Annotated in this window: 18 protein-coding genes; 4 read left to right on the forward strand and 14 right to left on the reverse strand. The window is 61.6% G+C overall.

All coding sequences use genetic code 11. The features are described from left to right. Positions 1 to 6: 6 nt before the first annotated feature. Positions 7 to 624, reverse strand: a complete 618-nt coding sequence (locus FHW78_RS03160; protein ID WP_183637589.1) for a TetR/AcrR family transcriptional regulator — start codon at positions 622 to 624, stop codon at positions 7 to 9. Between the two features lie 411 nt (positions 625 to 1035). On the opposite strand from FHW78_RS03160, the gene FHW78_RS03165 reads away from it, so the two are divergent. Both FHW78_RS03165 and FHW78_RS03170 read left to right on the forward strand, forming a co-directional pair. Further along, positions 1036 to 2121, forward strand: coding sequence for an AraC family transcriptional regulator (locus tag FHW78_RS03165; protein WP_218533805.1), 1086 nt, complete (start codon positions 1036 to 1038; stop codon positions 2119 to 2121). A 66-nt stretch (positions 2122 to 2187) separates the two neighbouring features. Further along, positions 2188 to 3258 carry an alpha/beta hydrolase gene (locus FHW78_RS03170; RefSeq protein ID WP_218533804.1) on the forward strand — a complete coding sequence of 357 codons (1071 nt, stop codon included), beginning with the start codon at positions 2188 to 2190 and terminating at the stop codon, positions 3256 to 3258. Positions 3259 to 3325: 67 nt separating this feature from the next. On the opposite strand, the gene FHW78_RS03175 is transcribed toward FHW78_RS03170, so the two are convergent. Then, complete coding sequence (locus FHW78_RS03175; protein WP_183637591.1) at positions 3326 to 3688, reverse strand: glyoxalase superfamily protein; 363 nt, start codon at positions 3686 to 3688, stop codon at positions 3326 to 3328. A gap of 181 nt (positions 3689 to 3869) precedes the next feature. Beyond that, the gene (locus tag FHW78_RS03180; RefSeq protein WP_183637594.1) at positions 3870 to 4526 is read right to left on the reverse strand and encodes a tetratricopeptide repeat protein; all 657 of its coding nucleotides are present in this window, start codon (positions 4524 to 4526) and stop codon (positions 3870 to 3872) included. Positions 4527 to 4731: 205 nt separating this feature from the next. Here FHW78_RS03180 and FHW78_RS03185 point away from each other — a divergent pair, with 205 nt between their 5' ends. Further along, the gene (locus FHW78_RS03185) at positions 4732 to 5850 is read left to right on the forward strand and encodes a serine hydrolase domain-containing protein (RefSeq protein WP_183637597.1); all 1119 of its coding nucleotides are present in this window, start codon (positions 4732 to 4734) and stop codon (positions 5848 to 5850) included. Between the two features lie 42 nt (positions 5851 to 5892). Here the strand turns inward: FHW78_RS03185 and FHW78_RS03190 are convergent, their stop codons facing one another. After that, positions 5893 to 6252, reverse strand: a complete 360-nt coding sequence (locus FHW78_RS03190) for a hypothetical protein (protein WP_183637599.1) — start codon at positions 6250 to 6252, stop codon at positions 5893 to 5895. Positions 6253 to 6258: 6 nt separating this feature from the next. On the opposite strand from FHW78_RS03190, the gene FHW78_RS03195 reads away from it, so the two are divergent. Continuing rightward, positions 6259 to 6573 (forward strand): hypothetical protein, encoded by a 315-nt coding sequence (locus FHW78_RS03195; RefSeq protein WP_183637602.1) that lies wholly within the window; start codon positions 6259 to 6261, stop codon positions 6571 to 6573. Positions 6574 to 6648: 75 nt separating this feature from the next. On the opposite strand, the gene FHW78_RS03200 is transcribed toward FHW78_RS03195, so the two are convergent. The 10 genes from FHW78_RS03200 to mltG all read right to left on the reverse strand — a co-directional run bounded on the left by FHW78_RS03200 (position 6649) and on the right by mltG (position 15481). Beyond that, positions 6649 to 6867 carry a hypothetical protein gene (locus tag FHW78_RS03200; protein ID WP_183637605.1) on the reverse strand — a complete coding sequence of 73 codons (219 nt, stop codon included), beginning with the start codon at positions 6865 to 6867 and terminating at the stop codon, positions 6649 to 6651. A 3-nt stretch (positions 6868 to 6870) separates the two neighbouring features. Continuing rightward, a complete protein-coding gene (locus tag FHW78_RS03205; RefSeq protein ID WP_183637608.1) occupies positions 6871 to 7695 on the reverse strand; it encodes a hypothetical protein in 825 nt (274 codons plus the stop codon). 77 nt (positions 7696 to 7772) lie between these two features. Continuing rightward, the gene (locus FHW78_RS03210; RefSeq protein WP_183637611.1) at positions 7773 to 8492 is read right to left on the reverse strand and encodes a hypothetical protein; all 720 of its coding nucleotides are present in this window, start codon (positions 8490 to 8492) and stop codon (positions 7773 to 7775) included. Next, positions 8479 to 9270 (reverse strand): hypothetical protein, encoded by a 792-nt coding sequence (locus FHW78_RS03215; RefSeq protein ID WP_183637614.1) that lies wholly within the window; start codon positions 9268 to 9270, stop codon positions 8479 to 8481. The genes FHW78_RS03210 and FHW78_RS03215 overlap by 14 nt, the downstream gene beginning before the upstream one ends. Before the next feature lie 316 nt (positions 9271 to 9586). Then, positions 9587 to 9847, reverse strand: a complete 261-nt coding sequence (locus FHW78_RS03220; protein ID WP_141456316.1) for a hypothetical protein — start codon at positions 9845 to 9847, stop codon at positions 9587 to 9589. 919 nt (positions 9848 to 10766) lie between these two features. After that, positions 10767 to 12236 carry an ATP-binding protein gene (locus FHW78_RS03225; protein WP_183637617.1) on the reverse strand — a complete coding sequence of 490 codons (1470 nt, stop codon included), beginning with the start codon at positions 12234 to 12236 and terminating at the stop codon, positions 10767 to 10769. Positions 12237 to 12394: 158 nt separating this feature from the next. Beyond that, positions 12395 to 12754: a PilZ domain-containing protein gene (locus FHW78_RS03230; RefSeq protein WP_141456310.1), complete on the reverse strand. Its 360-nt coding sequence runs from the start codon at positions 12752 to 12754 to the stop codon at positions 12395 to 12397. A gap of 25 nt (positions 12755 to 12779) precedes the next feature. Then, complete coding sequence (locus FHW78_RS03235) at positions 12780 to 13742, reverse strand: DNA polymerase III subunit delta' (protein WP_183637620.1); 963 nt, start codon at positions 13740 to 13742, stop codon at positions 12780 to 12782. Positions 13743 to 13760: 18 nt separating this feature from the next. Beyond that, positions 13761 to 14417 carry a dTMP kinase gene (gene tmk, locus FHW78_RS03240; protein WP_141456307.1) on the reverse strand — a complete coding sequence of 219 codons (657 nt, stop codon included), beginning with the start codon at positions 14415 to 14417 and terminating at the stop codon, positions 13761 to 13763. Next, entirely contained in the window at positions 14414 to 15481 is a 1068-nt protein-coding gene (mltG, locus tag FHW78_RS03245; protein ID WP_343205528.1) for an endolytic transglycosylase MltG, read from the reverse strand. The genes tmk and mltG overlap by 4 nt, the downstream gene beginning before the upstream one ends. Positions 15482 to 15906 lie beyond the last annotated feature (425 nt).

Consider the following 15906-nt stretch of genomic DNA (forward strand, 5'->3'; position numbering starts at 1 on the left):
AATTTCCTAAGGAGACAGGCTCCGCAACACGAGGCTGCAAAGCAGCATGGGCGCTTGCCCGCTGTAGTCGAGGCTATGCGGCAACAAAAGTGGATTCAAATACGGGCGCAATACCAGATAGACGGCATTGGTGGTTTCATCCAGCGGCGTCTTGCGCTCGAAATCGCCCGAATCCCGGCCCTGCTGGAGGATTTCCTGGAGCAGCGCGCGTAGTCTCTCCTCGTATCCCAACACGGATTGCCACCGCTCGGCGGCGGCCGACTGCGCTATTTCGTAGAGCTTTCGATCCTGGGAGAAGAGTCGCTGGTGCGCCTCCGTGGAAGCCTTGAAAAACTTCCTCAGCCGCTCTGCGGGCTGCTCCACGCCATCAATGGCCTGATGGATTTCCTGTTCGAGTTCCGCCAGGCAGTTGGCGCAGATCATCTCGCCAATGGCCTGCTTCGACTCGAAGAATTTGTAGACGTAGGCCTTTGAGAAGCCGATCGCCTTGGCCAGATCGGAAACGGTGGTCTTCTCGTAGCCGTAGTGGCTGAAGTGCTCAGTCGCCGCCACGACAATCTGGTCGCGAATGTCATGAGTAGCCGGCCCGCGGCTGGCGCCAGTTGGAGCGCTCAGGGTGTTCATGCGCCCAGCTTACCGGGGCCACCATGAATCATCAACTTATGTCCGTTGGGGTTATTGGTCACACAGGACTTGGCGGACTGAACAGGCACAGTTCACTGCTGGGAACCATTCAGCCTGCGGATTCCGGCGGATCTGAACATCTGTACCGGTTGGGGCTGGACAGGGCGCGGTACTAGTCAGGAGATGGCTGGATCGGACCGGGCGGGCATATGGTCCGATTCGACCCTAAGCGGACTTGCCAAGCGAGCATTGAACGAGATGCCGACCGGCAGCTTGCATAGAACTCGTGCTTGGCTTCACTAAAGGGCCGCAGCTGTACGCCTCTGTGTAACTCGCGTCGCGCGCCCTTGGCGCCGACCGCAAGTAACGTGGCATTTTCTGCTAGTGAAACGGTGGCTCCAGCGCGAGAGAATGACCACTCGCACCCCGCCGGCCGCGCGCCCTTCGTCGATGCTTCGCCAGAATCCCAAGCTCATCCGGTTCGATGTCGCGCCCGCGACCTGGGAGGGACTGGGAGTGATCGGGCTCAGTCCCGAGCTTGTGCTGCGGCATGCGCGGCTGCCTGCCACGTTGCACCTGCCTGAGTCATCAGGCCGGCGACAGGTCACCACCGAGGAGTTTTTTCGCCTGTGGGAGGCCATCGAGAAGTTGAGCCCGGACGCCTCGGCGGGGATTCGGTTCAACCAAGGCCTGAAGACCGCCACGTTGCCGCCGTCCAGCTTGATCGCGTTCTACGCCCGGGACTATCGAGACGCGCTCCAGCGGACAGCGCGATTCAAGGCGCTATGTGCGCCAGAACGAATCAATCTGGTGGAGTCGGGGCGGGAGGCGACCCTCACGGTCGATTGGTGGCAGGCGGAGACCGAGATCCCCTCGGTCCTGATGGACATCCAGTTCACCTCATTCGTCGAACTCGGCCGGCGCGGCACGGGTGGGCGGATCACCCCGATCCGGCTGTCGCTGAAGCGGCAGGATGACCGCTCGGGTGCGCACGAGGCCTACTTCGGTTGTCCGGTGCAGTTCGGCGCTTCCCGCAATGAACTCATCCTCGATGCCAACGATCTCGACTTGCCGTTCCCGGGGCACAACCCGGAGTTGCTGGCGATACTGAGTCCGGTCCTCGCCGCAGCGCTGGCAGAGGCAAGCGAACCCCACACCATCTCGCATCGGGTGAAGGCAACGCTAAAGCACATCCTGGCCAGCGGTCGGCCGGAGATGGCCGACGTTGCCCGCGAACTCGGGATGAGCGAGCGCACGCTTCAGCGCCGCATCACCGATGAGGGCACGACCTACCGCCAGCTGCTGACTGCGGCGCGACAGGATCTGGTCCGGCATCTACTGGCCGAGCCTTCGATCGACATCAACGAGGTAGCCTACCTCGTCGGCTACGAAGACGCGAACTCGTTCTACCGGGCATTTCGCTCCTGGGAAGGCACGACACCTGCCCGCTGGCGCGAGCTCGCGCTTCAAGGCGCTGATAGGCGAACGGCGCACTAGAAAGGCGCGCCCCCATCATCAGGACCAACGCCGGCATTGGTCCGTCACCCGCCTGGAGTTTGCTCATTGAAACACCGCATCGAAAATGTGAAAAAAAAAGACCCCTCCGCAGCCTTCCTGCAGCGACGCTCACTGCTTATCGCAGCGACGAGTCTCTGCGTGGCAGCGCTCGCCCCGACCATCGGTTCATCAACCGCATTGCGCACCAGCGCGTCGAAATCCCCTCACACCGGATCCATCTCCATGAAACAGAAGATCGATTTCACCCGTGACGGCATCAAGCTGGTTGGCGATCTCTTCCTGCCGCGAGGTTTTTCCGGAACCGGACGCTTCGATGCAGTGATCGTCCAGGGCTCTTTCACCTCCGTGAAGGAGCAGATGTCGGGCACCTATGCGAAAAAGCTCGCTGAAGCGGGATTTGTCGCACTGGCGTTCGACTATGCCCATTACGGTGAGAGCGGCGGCATGCCGCGCCAACTCGAAGCGCCAGCGGAGAAGGTCAGCGACCTGAAGGCGGCCATCAGCTACCTCCTGGACCGGCCCTTCGTTAAAAACGTCGCTGTCGTCGGCGTCTGCACTTCCGCCAGTAACGTCATCGAGATGGCGGCGACCGAAGATCGGGTCAAGGCCATTGCGACCGTCGCAGGCTTCCTGCCCGATCCAGAACTTCTGGATAATCTGTATGGCGCCGATGTCGTGGCGCAGCGGAAGGCTGCCTCGAACAAGGCACGCGAGAAGTACGGGAAGCGGGGCGCGGTGGATGCTGTACCTGCGTATAGCGAAGTCGACCCTGCTGCCATCAATTTCGGACGCGAAGGCAACTACGACTATTACCTGATGGAGTCCCGGGCGAACGTCCCGCAATACCGTAACGAAGCGGCTCTTATGGGTATGACCGCTTTTCTGGAAATGGCTCCGATCCGCACGGCCGCGTCCGTGTCGACTCCCGCGATCGTCGTCCACTCCGATGGATGCGCCTTCCCGGAGCAGGCAAAAAAGCTGTTCGCCGCACTGGGCGGGGCGAAGGAACTGGCGTGGGAAGACGGCACCCACTACCAGTACTACGACGCAGAGCCCCAGGTCGATAAGGCCGTCGAGCGTGTTTCCCGCTTCCTACGGACGCAGCTCAATACGTGACACTCGAGGGGTCGCGGCATACTACGACGCGAGCGGAAACCGAAATCAGCCGGCACCAGCACCTGCATCAGCCGGCAAGTTCGGTGGAGAACGTAAGCCGGTTGCCATCCGGATCGACAATTTGGAGTTCGCGCGTCTTCCAGGCGGTGTTGTGGGGCGGATTGGCTTTGACAATCCCCGTCGCCTGAAACGCCCGATAACACTCGTCCACCGCTGGCACCATGAAGTAAACGGCGCCACCAACCTGGCAGTCACCCGCGTGTTCCGTCAGGAAGATCGACTGCCCGTCCCGCGTGAGTTGCGCAAAGACGGGGAAGCCCTGCTCGTGCCGATATTCCCGGTCGACGGTAAACCCGAGGCCTTCGGTATAGAACGGGAAGCTGATGGCCGCGTTGGTCACGCGAAGAACCGGAACAACGGTCTGGGTCATGACGTCCCTCTCTGCGAGCCCATGGCGCGCGCCCCAAAGTGGGGGTGCACGGGGGATTCTGGGCAAGCGCTCGTCGGCCCGTCAATCACGTGCTTCCTGTCAGGATCCGGGACCTGGCTATTCGCCAACGGCACCAAACCGGAGATGCCGATGTTGGGATAACAGGGAGCAGCGGCCAGTCTCAGCCTGCTCTGCTTTGCCTCGTATTGCTGGCTTGAGCAGGCTCTGCCCCAGACGGCATTCGGCTATTGCTTTCGCCCGCAGTCTTTCGCAGGGACTTTCCTGGCTTGGCTTCCTCTTCCAGTGACTTCAGCATGTCGATGGCAGCCTGATAGCCCAACTCCGCGGATCGGCGCAGATAGCGCATGGCGCGCTCCGGATCTTTTTTTGGCGAAAGGCCATTCGCATCCATCAGGTAAAGCATGAACAAAGCATGCACGTGGTCCTGGTCGGCGGCCTCCAGATACCAGTGGTAGGCGCGTTCCGGCTTGGCCGGGCCTCCCTTTCCCAGTAAGAACAACTCCGCCAGCAATGTTTGGGAACTGGCTCCTCCCCTGACCGCCCCCTGCGCACACCAGTTGTGGGCTTCGGCATAGTCCAAGGGCGCTTTATCTCCATAGATGTAGCGATAGCAAAGCGCGTGGATGGCCCCAAGGTCTCCCTTGATTGCGTACGGCCTTACTTTCTCGACCGGCAGCTTGTTGTAGTCCTCGCGTTCGCCCGAGTCATCCGCTGCGTACGCCGTCCCACAAACCAGCATCCATAGTCCGAGCGCTATGCGAATCCCTGCCACCATCGCTGTTCCCCTGTTTCCACATTCATTGAAAAAGTGCAGCACGCCACGCCATCAAATCTTCGGGTCCGAGGCGCTTCCCCGGGATCCGCCCGGCACTTCCCTTCCCCCGGTTGCCGGTGGCGGCACTCTAGCCGAGACGCACGGGCCGGACAAACCAGTAAGGGTTTAATGAAGGACATCGACGGGCCTATAAACCTTTGACGCCGCCACGGCATCCAACGCCAGTCTTCTTCACCTTGCCGCGCCCATGCCCTCGCCCGTCATCGGTCTACCGCCTCGCGCTCTGACAGGTCTGGCGGTTGCCCTGCTCACCCTGCTCCTGCCCGGCCAGGTGCGTGCCGACTGCGGCAAGTGCAAGGACATCGCGGAGAAGTTCGCCCGCGAGGAAGGTTTCAACGGCACCGTGCTGGTCACGCGGGACGGCCAGGCGATCTACAGCGGCGCCTTCGGCACCGCGGACGCGGAAGCCGGCACGCCGATGACGCCGCGGACGCGCTTCGAAGCCGGTTCGATTTCCAAGTGGGTCGCGGCCATCGTGACGATGCGGCTGGTGGAACAGGGCCGGCTGGCGCTGGACGCGCCGATTACCACCTATCTGCCGGACTACCGGCCCGATACCGGCCACAAGCTCACGCTGCGCTGGCTGATGAGCCATTCCAGCGGCGTGCCCAATCAGTGGGACGCGGCGGCCAAGGCCGACCCGACGCTCAAGCAGCAGTCGCTGGACAACGCCACAGCGGTACGCACCTATGCCAGCGGCGATCTGGCGTTCGAGCCGGGGACCGACTGGGACTACTCGCATTCGAACTGGCTGATCGTCAAGGCGATTGTCGAACGCGTCAGCGGACAACCCTATGCCGCGCTGGTGCGCACCCTGCTGACCTTCCCGTTGGGACTGCGCGACAGCGGCGTCTTCGTCGGCGACTCGGTCCACGTCACCGGCATGGCCGCAGGCTATGCCGCGTTGCAACCAGTCGTGACACCCCGGCAAAACCCGGTGCCCGATTTCATGATGCTGGCCGGCGGTTACTACACCAGCGTGGGTGACCTGCAACGGCTGATGGACGCGGTCTTCAAGCATCGCGTCCTGTCGCCTGCCAGCGTCGCCACATTGATGGAAGTGGTCCGCCCCGCGCAAAACTACGCACTGGGTGGCCGGGTCAAGACGTTGCCGGTGGCGGGAAAGCCGCGCCCGGTGGCGTGGGAGTACGGCTCCAACGGCGCGTTCCGCGTGCTCGCCTGGCGTGTGCTGGAAGACGGCCACAGCGTGTTCCTGGCCAACAACACCAGCTTCGACCATATGCGCATCGGGGATCTGGCGACGGCGTTGCTGGATGCCAGTTATGGGGAACCGGCGTCGCCGTGAGGGCAGGTTCGACCCCGCGTTAGCACTGCCAAGCCGGAACGCTCAGGGGCAGTATCGCGCCTGTCGTGCCATCTCTTGCGCCAGTCGCTCGCGGCCACTGGCGCTACCGTCCGTCTTCAATTCATCGATATTGCGGCGGATCCGAGGACAGGGATCGGTGGTGTAGCCCGGCGGCCAGAAACCGAGTATCTGGGAAGCGCCTTCAATGACGTCCTTGCCGGTGAGGGGCTTGCGCATGGGGATGCGCTCGGTGGGGGCGGCGAAGCGGTCCAGGCGAGTGTCGCCTTCCAAGGGGCGTCGTGAGAAGTCCGGTGCGGCGGATGTTGCGGGTGTCAGGTTGAGTGGCTCGTTTGCGCGTGGACGGGTGTCAGTATCGGCATCCGGATACGCCAGTTCAGGCATTCGAGGATGCAGGGGCATTCGGGCTACGTGGGGCTGACTGGAGACGGGAGTATCTGGCGAATCGTCTCGGTTGGTTGTACTTGGCAGCAGTGGCGGTTCGCGTTCGATGAACCGGATACGCAGGGGTTTGGCTTCGTTGCTGGAATCTATGACGGCGCCTTGAGAGGCCAGCAATTTGAACAGCATCCAGTGAAGCAGGCATACGGCGACGGCCGCAGCACACTGTTCGCGTCTTGTGGGATTCATCCGCCGATGCGTCCATCAGACCAACAGCATTCACAACATCATCCGGCGTTGCGTTCTTCCATCGGACGGTTCTGAATATCGTGCGCGGAAGAACGCGCCTTAGGGGAGAAACCCCTCCCCGCCCAGGCACGGGCGGGGAAGTGATCTCCGTCAACGGCGTTGCAGGCGACGTCGCGACTTCTCTATCAATACCGCTGCCAGTACACAGACAGCGCCTGCCCAGCAGCGCAGCGAATCGATCTCGCCTTCCGGTGTGGCCATGATTCCCTGATAGAGGTTCCAGCCGCCGGAAGCGAGAAATATCAGTGCCGCCAACGTCTTCAATTGCGTGGTATGCCGTAGCCTATTCACGCCGTCGAACACTTCCATCCCCTACCGCCCTTTCCCATCCGCCGCCGTCCTATCCACGCTCGACTTGAAGTACGAATAGGCCGTCATCACCGTCGCGACGTCCATGCCCGGGTGTTGGTCGAGAAATGCATCGCGGAAGCTGTCGGCGCGTGGGTCTCCCAGTTCCCTGGCCAACTGGAAGGATGCAGCGATGGCCTCCGGCTGGCCGCCCAGCGTTCCGGAAGACACGATCCTGCCGGCGAGGTAGGCGGCAAAGGGACTGCGGGTATCGTGCAGCAGGTTCGCAACCATGGCCGTGGCGTCCACGAACTGCCGGAACAGTTCCTGGTCACCCGGCGTGTTCTCGAAGCCGCGCACCGTCAGGACAGGCGCCACCCGTTCGCTGACGCGATCGATATGGAACATCCGTGCTTTCTGGTTGCCCGCTATCGCCTGACGTTCCAGTTCGGCATCCGGTGTGTCGCGGGCCGCCAGCCATTCCTCCGGCATGGGGAATCCCCGCGCAGTCAGTTCCCGCCGCTCCTGCTCGCTGGCGAAGGCCAGCGCGCCGTAATACCTGCCGTTGACGGCCTCCATATAGGCACGGTCCCGCTCCGGCAGCGTTGCCAGTCGTGCGTCCCAGGAAGCGGCAGCTCCCAGACTGGGCTGTCCGGCATACCGAATCGCGGCTGGAGCCTCAATCCACAAGCCTTGGCCGACTGCACGGATCACCGCAGCGGGTAACTCAGCCGTCAGGGACTGTGGAATCTTGCGGGACTGGGACGCCGGGGGCTCTTTCGATGTGCAGGCGGCGAGCCCAACGGAGAGCAAGATGCCAGCCGCCACGATCTTGCGATCATTTTTCATAGTACTTCTGGACACCAGTTACAAGGAACCGGCGGCGTCGTGATGGATGCATGGTCATCTCGATCGGTTCCCTCCCCTCATGGGCGCAGGTAGTTGCGTCCGCGTCCGAAGGTCTTGAAAAGCCGGAACGCCTCCTTGTCGGCGAGCAGATTTTCAGGCGGCGACAGAATGCCGAACTGGTAGGCGTATCGGTCCGCCGCGCGGGAATCGCCGGCCAGATAGGCCGCGCGCAGGTATGCGGCGCTGGTGATCAGGTTGGCCAACTCTTCGGTGCGACGATACAGGTCGGACAGCAAGTGATATGCGTAGATGTTTCCCTGGCCTGCCCCCTGTGAAAGCAGACCAATCGCCGTCCTCGCCTCGCCATCCAGCGCCAGGCTCATCGCATAGAGCGACTGGGCTACCTTGCTGCCAGTCCGCTGGTACTCTTCCCGATAGTCCGCCGTAGATCGTGTGCGGAGATCTTGAATCTGCTTGACGGTGGGATAGCCGTGCGTCAGCAGCCATTGGGCGTCCTCCGGGGTGGCGGCCACATTGGGATTGCGTTCGCAATCCTCCATGCCGGGCGGGCACTGATAGTGCTGGAAAACAACACTGGAAGAGACCATAGACCTCGCAGCAGTTGTAGTTGGAGGCAAGGGCTCCTGGGGATCTTCCGACTTCTGCCCCGACACCCTCTCAGACGCGAAATCGGACCGGCTTTCCCGCTCTGTGTCGTTGCCAAAGAAATGCCAGCAGGCGGCTCCAATGAGCAACGCTGCCACACCCAGCGCGACGATTTTTTTATTGGCAGCCATTCTTGATGACCTCCCTATACCAGGCATTGCACTTGACGTGCCCACTGATAAGTTCGTACTTGACGCGCAACGAGTTTTCCGGCGCCACCCAGTTGATCAACGTCTGTGGAACTTTCAAATCAGCCATGCTTATACCCAGCGTGTGCAGCCAGTCCAAATAGAACGCACCAAAGGACAAACCAGCTTCGCCGCTAAGCCGGCTCAGTGTTCCCAGACAAGCCCGCATGGCGGGGGATATTCTTCCTACCCATGGCGTCAGTGGAGGATTCAGTTGATCGTGAGCCGCCTGATAACTGCACGCCAATCTCATCCCTTCGAGTAGATTGGCATTTGCGGTAACGAGTGGAATCGTTCCTCTTTCCAAAGCCGCGGTATGAGCCGAGAGCGCGTTGGCTATCAGCGTACGTGTCCGTGGCGCAAGCGCCCTGTTGGTCGTGTTGTGGATGGCGGCGGCCAGGCCAGAGCCAGGATGATATCGCTCCCTCCCGAAGGGTGCGCCTACTATCTGCTCCTGTCCCAGACAGCTTTCGGGCTTTTGCAGCATGAGGCTATCGCAGTAGAGGCCTCCTCGTGGATGACCCGGGAAGATCGGATTCCTTCCATCCCATCCGCCGGGTTCCGGCTCATCCCAGCAGACGAGTTGGTGGGAAACATGCATCTCGCCAGTTTTCGGATCTTTCGTGACTACGCGGACGCTCACGCAGGTCTGCGCTGCGGTCGCATGGTCCGCATAGAGAATCACGAGCAACAGCACGGCTAGAACCACCGGTATCTTCATACCGCCCCCCGATAGAGATTTGCAGGCTCCTTCGCGCGCCAAAGTTCACGAACGCGGCGAAGGCGTGCACTTCGCATCACCTACCTGCGCTTCCGGTTCGATGATTAGCCACCTTCATCGAACATCGCTCGCTGCATAGGCAGTGCGTACGAAGTGGACCTATCGGAGAAGGCTCCAGCCATAGGATTCGTCTGAAAGTACTTGACGAAACGCGAAAGCAAAGCGCCTCACGAAAGCGGAGTATTCAGGCACGCGCACCTGCGCCACCCGGTTGGACTGACCGGCCCACGCGTTGGCGCGGCCAGTCCGGGGTGCGTTAGCGCTGTTTGCCGTCCAGGAAGATGTGGTGGGCGGTGTTGAGGATGCGGCGCAGGTGGCGGGCGTGGTCGTAGAGGAGTTCGGTGACCGGGAGGACGTGGACGGGGATGCGGATGGTGTCGTCCTGGGCGCTGCGGGGGGCGATGAGGACGGCGGCCAGTTGGAACTGCTCGGCCATGCGCCGGAGCTGGCGTTGGCTGTCCTCGGTGATCAGGTAGCCGCGATCGGGCCTGGGGGTGGCGGGCTTCTTTCCGTTCATGCAAACACTCCTTCTGCTCTCCACGCACGGGATGTGCGTGGTTGTCGGGAGGTTAGAAGCCGCTTACAGACGGTGGGCGTATTTCCCTGACGGGTGTTGTATTAGCCACCCTCCCGACGCAGAGCTTTGCGTCGGTCCGTATTGTGACACGCAATACGGAAAAGCCACCGCGTTTCGGTGGTGGCTTCCGCTGTAAGAGGAGCTTCTAAACTCCGGGGAAGGAGTCTGCTACAGGGTGGGTGTGGAGTCGACTAACATTGAGACTCAACTTCCAGCTAAACAGCCGCTGCTCCTGGGGACCAACCGTTCTCGACCAGAGTTCTTTTTACATCACTCTCAAAATCAACGAATGCTTGAACTCGTCTAAGCAGATCGAGATTTTCTATAAGCTGAGAAACGCGGTGACGACTCGAACTAAGAGACGATGAGAATCTCTGGCGCCTTCTTCCAGTAGTCTCAGACGCAAGCATTAAACAACTATTGAGACGATCCTTTGGATCCGCCAGTCCCTCAAGGGAACTCAAGCGCGGAAACTGGATATCGGTTCGCCCCTTTGGGTTTCCAGCAGCTGTCCTTACTGCTTGTTCCTCAATCAGCAACCAAGCCTCCGTCATCTTCACCGGGATCACACATACGACCGGGACCCCTAAACCACAACGCCCTAATGCGTCTGTTATCTCAGCCTTCCTAGCAGCATACCCATGTCCATCCGAATCGCGATGAACAAAGAGAAGATTGCATGGGTAATTTCTTATAGATTCGACCATCCGTGTCTCAACATCACGTTCATGGCTAGCGAATGTAGTAGGGTCCGCCCACTTCCCATCAAACTCAACACTTGCATGTTGAGATAAGAGCCAATCGATATGCCTAAGGAGAACTCTATCGCTTGTTCCTTCCGTAGTAAGCGTATAGTCAATCATGGACTATCAACCCCAAAATACAGCGGTAGATTTAGCTGCCCCCTAAACATTCCAGCGACCGTTCTCTCGAACGGGACGGGTGAATCTAGCAACCCCGACGCCCTAAGGTATGCGATCGCATCACCATCTGCGATGAATTCAGTAGAAAGCCTGGCCCTCCAACTTCGCGCCAATCCCACCAACTGAAGTCCCGGGAACCGTTCAGCAGCTATCCCGTGATGGCGGATCCGAGCAAACACGCAATCGTCCCGATCGACTCGTGAAGCAAGCAGTGGAGAATGAGTCGAAACTATGATTTGCCTGAGTGGATTATCAGATCCAATAGGAGAATCAACATCAACCACTATTCGATATAGAAGATCCAGAATCGCGTCAATTCGCTGTGGATGAATTCCATTCTCTGGCTCTTCAAGGCAAAGCAAGCCGGTTTCGTCTGGATCCTGCTCTATGATGGCTAGCGCAACAAATCGCATCGTTCCATCTGAAAGCGAACTAGCGGGAAGCTCCAACCCTTCCGCATCTGTCATCATGAACCTAAAGGTTCTTCTGACTTCATCTTTATCGACCCTGACATCTCTAACGCGCTCAACAAGGTTTGAAAGCGAATTTGAGATATTCGCTGTAACAGAAGCAGCTTCAGCCTCTGCCTTGTCGCTCGTGAGCCGCCATAGGGTTGCGGGAATATGCGCACCCGTTGCGTCTATGCGCTGTTCACTATCAAACTCATCAACGCCTCGTAATGAAGAGGGCTCCAACTGCAGAAGTTTCCAGTTCCTCATTTCCTTGCGAACAAGCACTGCGGTGCGACTCTCTTCTGCATTCTGAGCAGATGAAAGCACTGTCCTAGGCAGGGTCTTAGTAGAGAATGCAAATGCCTTACCGCCACCAGCTTGAGACATACCTTCAGCTCGCATGCGATCAGACTGCAAGCGAACGACGGCTCCCCTATGAGGATCAACCTCGGTTGTAATGAAGGTTGTCCTTCGGGCCGAAGCACGCACAACCGAATCCCTCCATTGCTTTGAATGCGGGAAGCCAATCGCTTCGGCGGATTCTGCCTTGGTTATATAGCTCAACTTCTCAGAATCGAGCCTAATCCGAGATGACCCATGAAATTCTCCACTCGTATCGAGGGAGAGAACCAAGTCATATCTGACAAATGTTGCGCCAGCTTCTGCTGGCTGTCCGAAATCATCGAATCCCTCCGTTGAGATGATCATTTCAGCAGACAACTCCATTCTTGGATCTTGTCGTGCAGTAAACAATGATTGGATGTCTTCCCCACCCCGAATTGACCGAGCTGCTTCAACGAAAGGCTTGTCGGCCAACTCGCTTAGGAATCGAATCGCGTCAAATAGATTCGATTTTCCAACGCTGTTTGGTCCAGCTATGCACGTCAACGGACCGAACCTGATATCTACATCGATTAGGTTCTTGAAGCCCTTTATTCGCAGCCTCGTCAGCATGTGAGCTCTCTATTCAACCTTGATTGACTTCTTACGGCAGTTGGCAACATACCAGTACCAGCCGAGAACAGGTAGTTAACTACCTGATAGCAGAGCGAAAAATCAATGTATTGATGAACTTGCTGGAAAGCATGCGCTTGTCCTTAAGCGAGTTAGACCTACATCGTATGCGTCGGCTTATCCGCGTTCAGCGTGCCGGCCAGGATGGTCTCGATGCGGTTCTTGATGGCTTCGCCATCGCTGTTATCCGGGAACTGCACGCCGATGCCGGCGGTGCGGGCGCCCTGGGCGCCGGCGGGGGTCACCCATACCACCTTGCCGGCAACGGGCAGGCGTTCGGTGGATTCGGGCAGGGTAAGCAAAAGGAAGACTTCATCGCCCAGGAAGTAGCGCTTGGGCGTGGGGACGAAGATGCCGCCGCCCTTCATGAAGGGCATGTAGGCGTTGTAGAGGGCGGCCTTGTCCTTGACGGCGAGCGACAGGATGCCCTGGCGACCGGTGGCGGCGGGTGTGTTCATCGGTGTCCCCTTGCTCCTTGTGACGTCAGCCGCGTGCGGCGCGGGTGGGGCGCGGTTCGCCCATCTGTCGCGTCCACAGCAGCAGCAGTTCGGCCACCGCCAGATCCCCCCGGACGGTGGTACGCAGCAAATCCCTTGTCCGGTTGGCGGCGTCGAACCACGCGGCCAGCTTGGTCAATCGGGCGGTGTCGGTCAAGCCGGCGTCGCTGGCGCGGGCCAGGGCCAGATCGGCGGCGTGGCGCAGGCGGGCGTCGGCCAGTTCGTCGTTGGCCCACTTCTGCGCGGTTTCCACCACGCCCAGTTGGCCGCGGGCGAGCTTGTCCAGGTCGCTGGCGACCTGCTTGCGCAGGGCCAGGCCGTCCTCGCGCAGCCACTGGTTGGCCAGACCGGGATGGCCGCGGGCGGCATCCAGGGCTTCCTGCGCGGCGGCGGCGGTATGGCCCTGCCCTTGCAGCCACTCCAGCGCCTCGGCGCGTGGCGGCAGGCGGAATTCCAGCCGCTGGCAGCGGCTGCGGATGGTGGCCGGCAGGCGCGCGGGCTGGGCGCTGAGCAGCCACAGGTAGCGGCCGGGCGCGGGTTCTTCCAGGGTCTTGAGCAGGGCGTTGCAGGCCGAGCGGTTGATGGCGTCGGCCGGGTCGATGAGGGCGACCTGGGCGCTGCCGTATTGGGGGGTGAGCGCGAGCTTCTGCGAGAGGTCGCGAATCTGGTCGATGACGATCTCGGTGCGCAGCTTGGTGCCGTCCTTGGTCAAGCCAAAGGACACCACCTGCAAATCCGGATGGGTGCCGGCGGCCATCAGCGCGGCGGCGCGTTGGGCGTGGGCGGCATTGCCACCGGACAAGACGTGCAAGGCCAGCCGTTCGGCGACGGCGCGCTTGCCCAGTCCGGCCGGTCCGCAGATGAGCAGGCCGTGGCCCATGCGGCCACCGTCCAGCGCGGCGACGGCGTGGTCATAGGCGCGTCGCTGCCAGGGCGAGAACTCGGTCATTCCGGGGTCACTTCCACATCATTCCAGGGTTTCGAGGGTTTCCAGCCATTGCCAGAGGGCGTCGCGCACGGCGGCGCCGACCTGGGCCGGGGTCTGGCTGGCGTCGATCAGGCGGAAGCGCTGCGGTTCCTCGGCGGCACGCTGGCGGAAGCCCTGGCGCACGCGTTCGAAGAAGTCGTCCTGTTCGCTTTCGATGCGATCGGGCCAGAGGTCGCGGCCGGCGGCGCGGGCGCGGCCTTCGCGCACGTCCAGATCCAGCAGCAGGGTCAGGCCGGGCTTGATGCCGACGGCCTGGCGTTCCAGTTCGGCAATCCAGCGCGCGTCCAGGCCGCGGCCGGCGCCCTGGTAGGCGTAGCTGGAGTCGGTGAAGCGATCGCTGACGACGAAGGCGCCGCGTTGCAGCGCCGGGCGGATGACCTGGCGCACGTGCTGGGCGCGGGCGGCGAACACGAGCAGCAATTCGGTGTCGGCATGCAGCGGTTCGTCGCGCGGGTTGAGGACGAGTTCGCGGATGCGCTCGGCCAGCGGGGTGCCGCCGGGTTCGCGGGTGAGTACGACTTCGTGGCCGCGCGCCTGCAACAGATCGCGCAGGGCGGTGATGGCGCTGGTCTTGCCGGCGCCCTCGCCGCCTTCCAGGCTGATGAAGTGCGGATGGCTGAGGACGGACTGGGTCATGGTTGCGCCGCCTTGTCGAGGGTCTCCCGGCGGGTGACGAGGTAACGGGCGACGGCGGCGTTGTGCTGGTCCAGCGAGGCGGAGAACACGTGCTTGCCGCTGCCGTCGCCGACGGCGACGAAGTACAGCGCGTCGCCGGCTTCGGGTTTGACCGCCGCGCGCAGGGCGTCCACGCCGGGCATGGCGATGGGCGTGGGCGGCAGGCCGGCGCGGGTGTAGGTGTTGTAGGGCGTGTCGGCCAGCAGGTCGCGCTTGCGGATGTTGCCGTCGTAGCCGCTGCCCAGGCCGTAGATGACGGTGGGATCGGTCTGCAGGCGCATGCCGATTTTCAGGCGGCGGGCGAACACGCCGGCGATGGCCGGACGCTCGGAGGCGATGCCGGTTTCCTTTTCGACGATGGAGGCGAGGATGAGCGCTTCCTCCGGCGAGGCCAGCGGCGCCTGCGGGTCGCGTTCGGCCCAAGCGCTGGCGAGCGCCTTGTCCATGGCGTCGTAGGCGCGCTTGAGCACGTCGAGGTCGGTTTCGCGACGGGTGTAGACGTAGGTTTCGGGCAGGAAGCGGCCTTCGGGATGCTGGCCGGGGTGGCCGAGCGCCTTCATCAGCGCGGCGTCGTCGAGCTGGGCGGTTTCCTGCTTGAGCGGGGTGGCGGCCTTGAGCGCGTTGCGCAGTTGGCGGATGTTCCAGCCTTCCACGATGGTGAAGCGGTACTGCACGGTCTTGCCGTCGCGCATGCGGGTGAGCAGGTCGCGTGGGGTGGTGCCGGGTTGCAGGGCGTATTCGCCGACCTTGAGCTTGCCGGCGGCGTCGAGTTCGCGGGCGAGCAGTTGCCATTCGATGTTCTGGCCGTCGGTCACGCCCTGGTCGCGCAGCTTGCGCAGGACGGTGCCGAAGGCGTCGCCGCTGGCGACTTCGATGACCTGATCGCCCTTGAGGCCGGTGAGCGGTTCATCGGCGAAGCCGTGGTAGCGCTGGTACAGCCAGGCGCCGCCGGCGGCCGCGGCCAGCAGCAGCAGAATCAGGACGATGACGATGTTGCGGCAGCCGCTTTTGCAACCTGAAGCCACGTAGGTCTCGGAGTGGGACGGAAGCTGGGGAGGATAACCGCTCGGTGTTAAGGGGGCGATGGGTTGACAGGTGGGGTTGGCTTTGTGGGGAAAGGCTGCCCCCATCCGCCCTTCGGGCACCTTCCCCCGCTTTGCGGGGGAAGGGAGTTTCGTTGGGGTTTTGGGTTGTTATTTCGGTGGGGGCCGGGATGCATTTGGGCGAGGTTCGCGGAGATGGGTCCGGGCGTTCGTTGGGATGACGAAAGGGGCTGTGGGTGAGTTGCGGGAAGGCTGCCCCCATCCGCCCTTCGGGCACCTTCCCCCGCGTTGCGGGGGAAGGGACTTTCGTTGGGGTTTTGGGTTGTTAGTTCGGTGGGGGCCGGGATGCATTTGGGCGAGGTTCGCGGAGATGGGTCCGGGCGTTCGTCGGGATGACGAAGGGGCTG

It is taken from the genome of Pseudoxanthomonas sp. OG2 (assembly GCF_014192765.1).
GTDB lineage: Bacteria > Pseudomonadota > Gammaproteobacteria > Xanthomonadales > Xanthomonadaceae > Pseudoxanthomonas_A > Pseudoxanthomonas_A beigongshangi.

Coding starts and splice junctions, on each gene's coding strand:
- FHW78_RS03200 (WP_183637605.1), bottom strand. CDS start 6,867: ATGGAAGTGTTCGACGGCGTGAATAGGCTACGGCATACCACGCAATTG.
- FHW78_RS03210 (WP_183637611.1), bottom strand. CDS start 8,492: ATGGCTGCCAATAAAAAAATCGTCGCGCTGGGTGTGGCAGCGTTGCTC.
- FHW78_RS03165 (WP_218533805.1), top strand. CDS start 1,036: ATGACCACTCGCACCCCGCCGGCCGCGCGCCCTTCGTCGATGCTTCGC.
- FHW78_RS03205 (WP_183637608.1), bottom strand. CDS start 7,695: ATGAAAAATGATCGCAAGATCGTGGCGGCTGGCATCTTGCTCTCCGTT.
- FHW78_RS03235 (WP_183637620.1), bottom strand. CDS start 13,742: ATGACCGAGTTCTCGCCCTGGCAGCGACGCGCCTATGACCACGCCGTC.
- FHW78_RS03230 (WP_141456310.1), bottom strand. CDS start 12,754: ATGAACACACCCGCCGCCACCGGTCGCCAGGGCATCCTGTCGCTCGCC.
- FHW78_RS03215 (WP_183637614.1), bottom strand. CDS start 9,270: ATGAAGATACCGGTGGTTCTAGCCGTGCTGTTGCTCGTGATTCTCTAT.
- tmk (WP_141456307.1), bottom strand. CDS start 14,417: ATGACCCAGTCCGTCCTCAGCCATCCGCACTTCATCAGCCTGGAAGGC.
- FHW78_RS03220 (WP_141456316.1), bottom strand. CDS start 9,847: ATGAACGGAAAGAAGCCCGCCACCCCCAGGCCCGATCGCGGCTACCTG.
- FHW78_RS03185 (WP_183637597.1), top strand. CDS start 4,732: ATGCCCTCGCCCGTCATCGGTCTACCGCCTCGCGCTCTGACAGGTCTG.
- FHW78_RS03175 (WP_183637591.1), bottom strand. CDS start 3,688: ATGACCCAGACCGTTGTTCCGGTTCTTCGCGTGACCAACGCGGCCATC.
- FHW78_RS03225 (WP_183637617.1), bottom strand. CDS start 12,236: ATGCTGACGAGGCTGCGAATAAAGGGCTTCAAGAACCTAATCGATGTA.
- FHW78_RS03195 (WP_183637602.1), top strand. CDS start 6,259: ATGCAGGGGCATTCGGGCTACGTGGGGCTGACTGGAGACGGGAGTATC.
- FHW78_RS03160 (WP_183637589.1), bottom strand. CDS start 624: ATGAACACCCTGAGCGCTCCAACTGGCGCCAGCCGCGGGCCGGCTACT.
- FHW78_RS03190 (WP_183637599.1), bottom strand. CDS start 6,252: ATGCCTGAACTGGCGTATCCGGATGCCGATACTGACACCCGTCCACGC.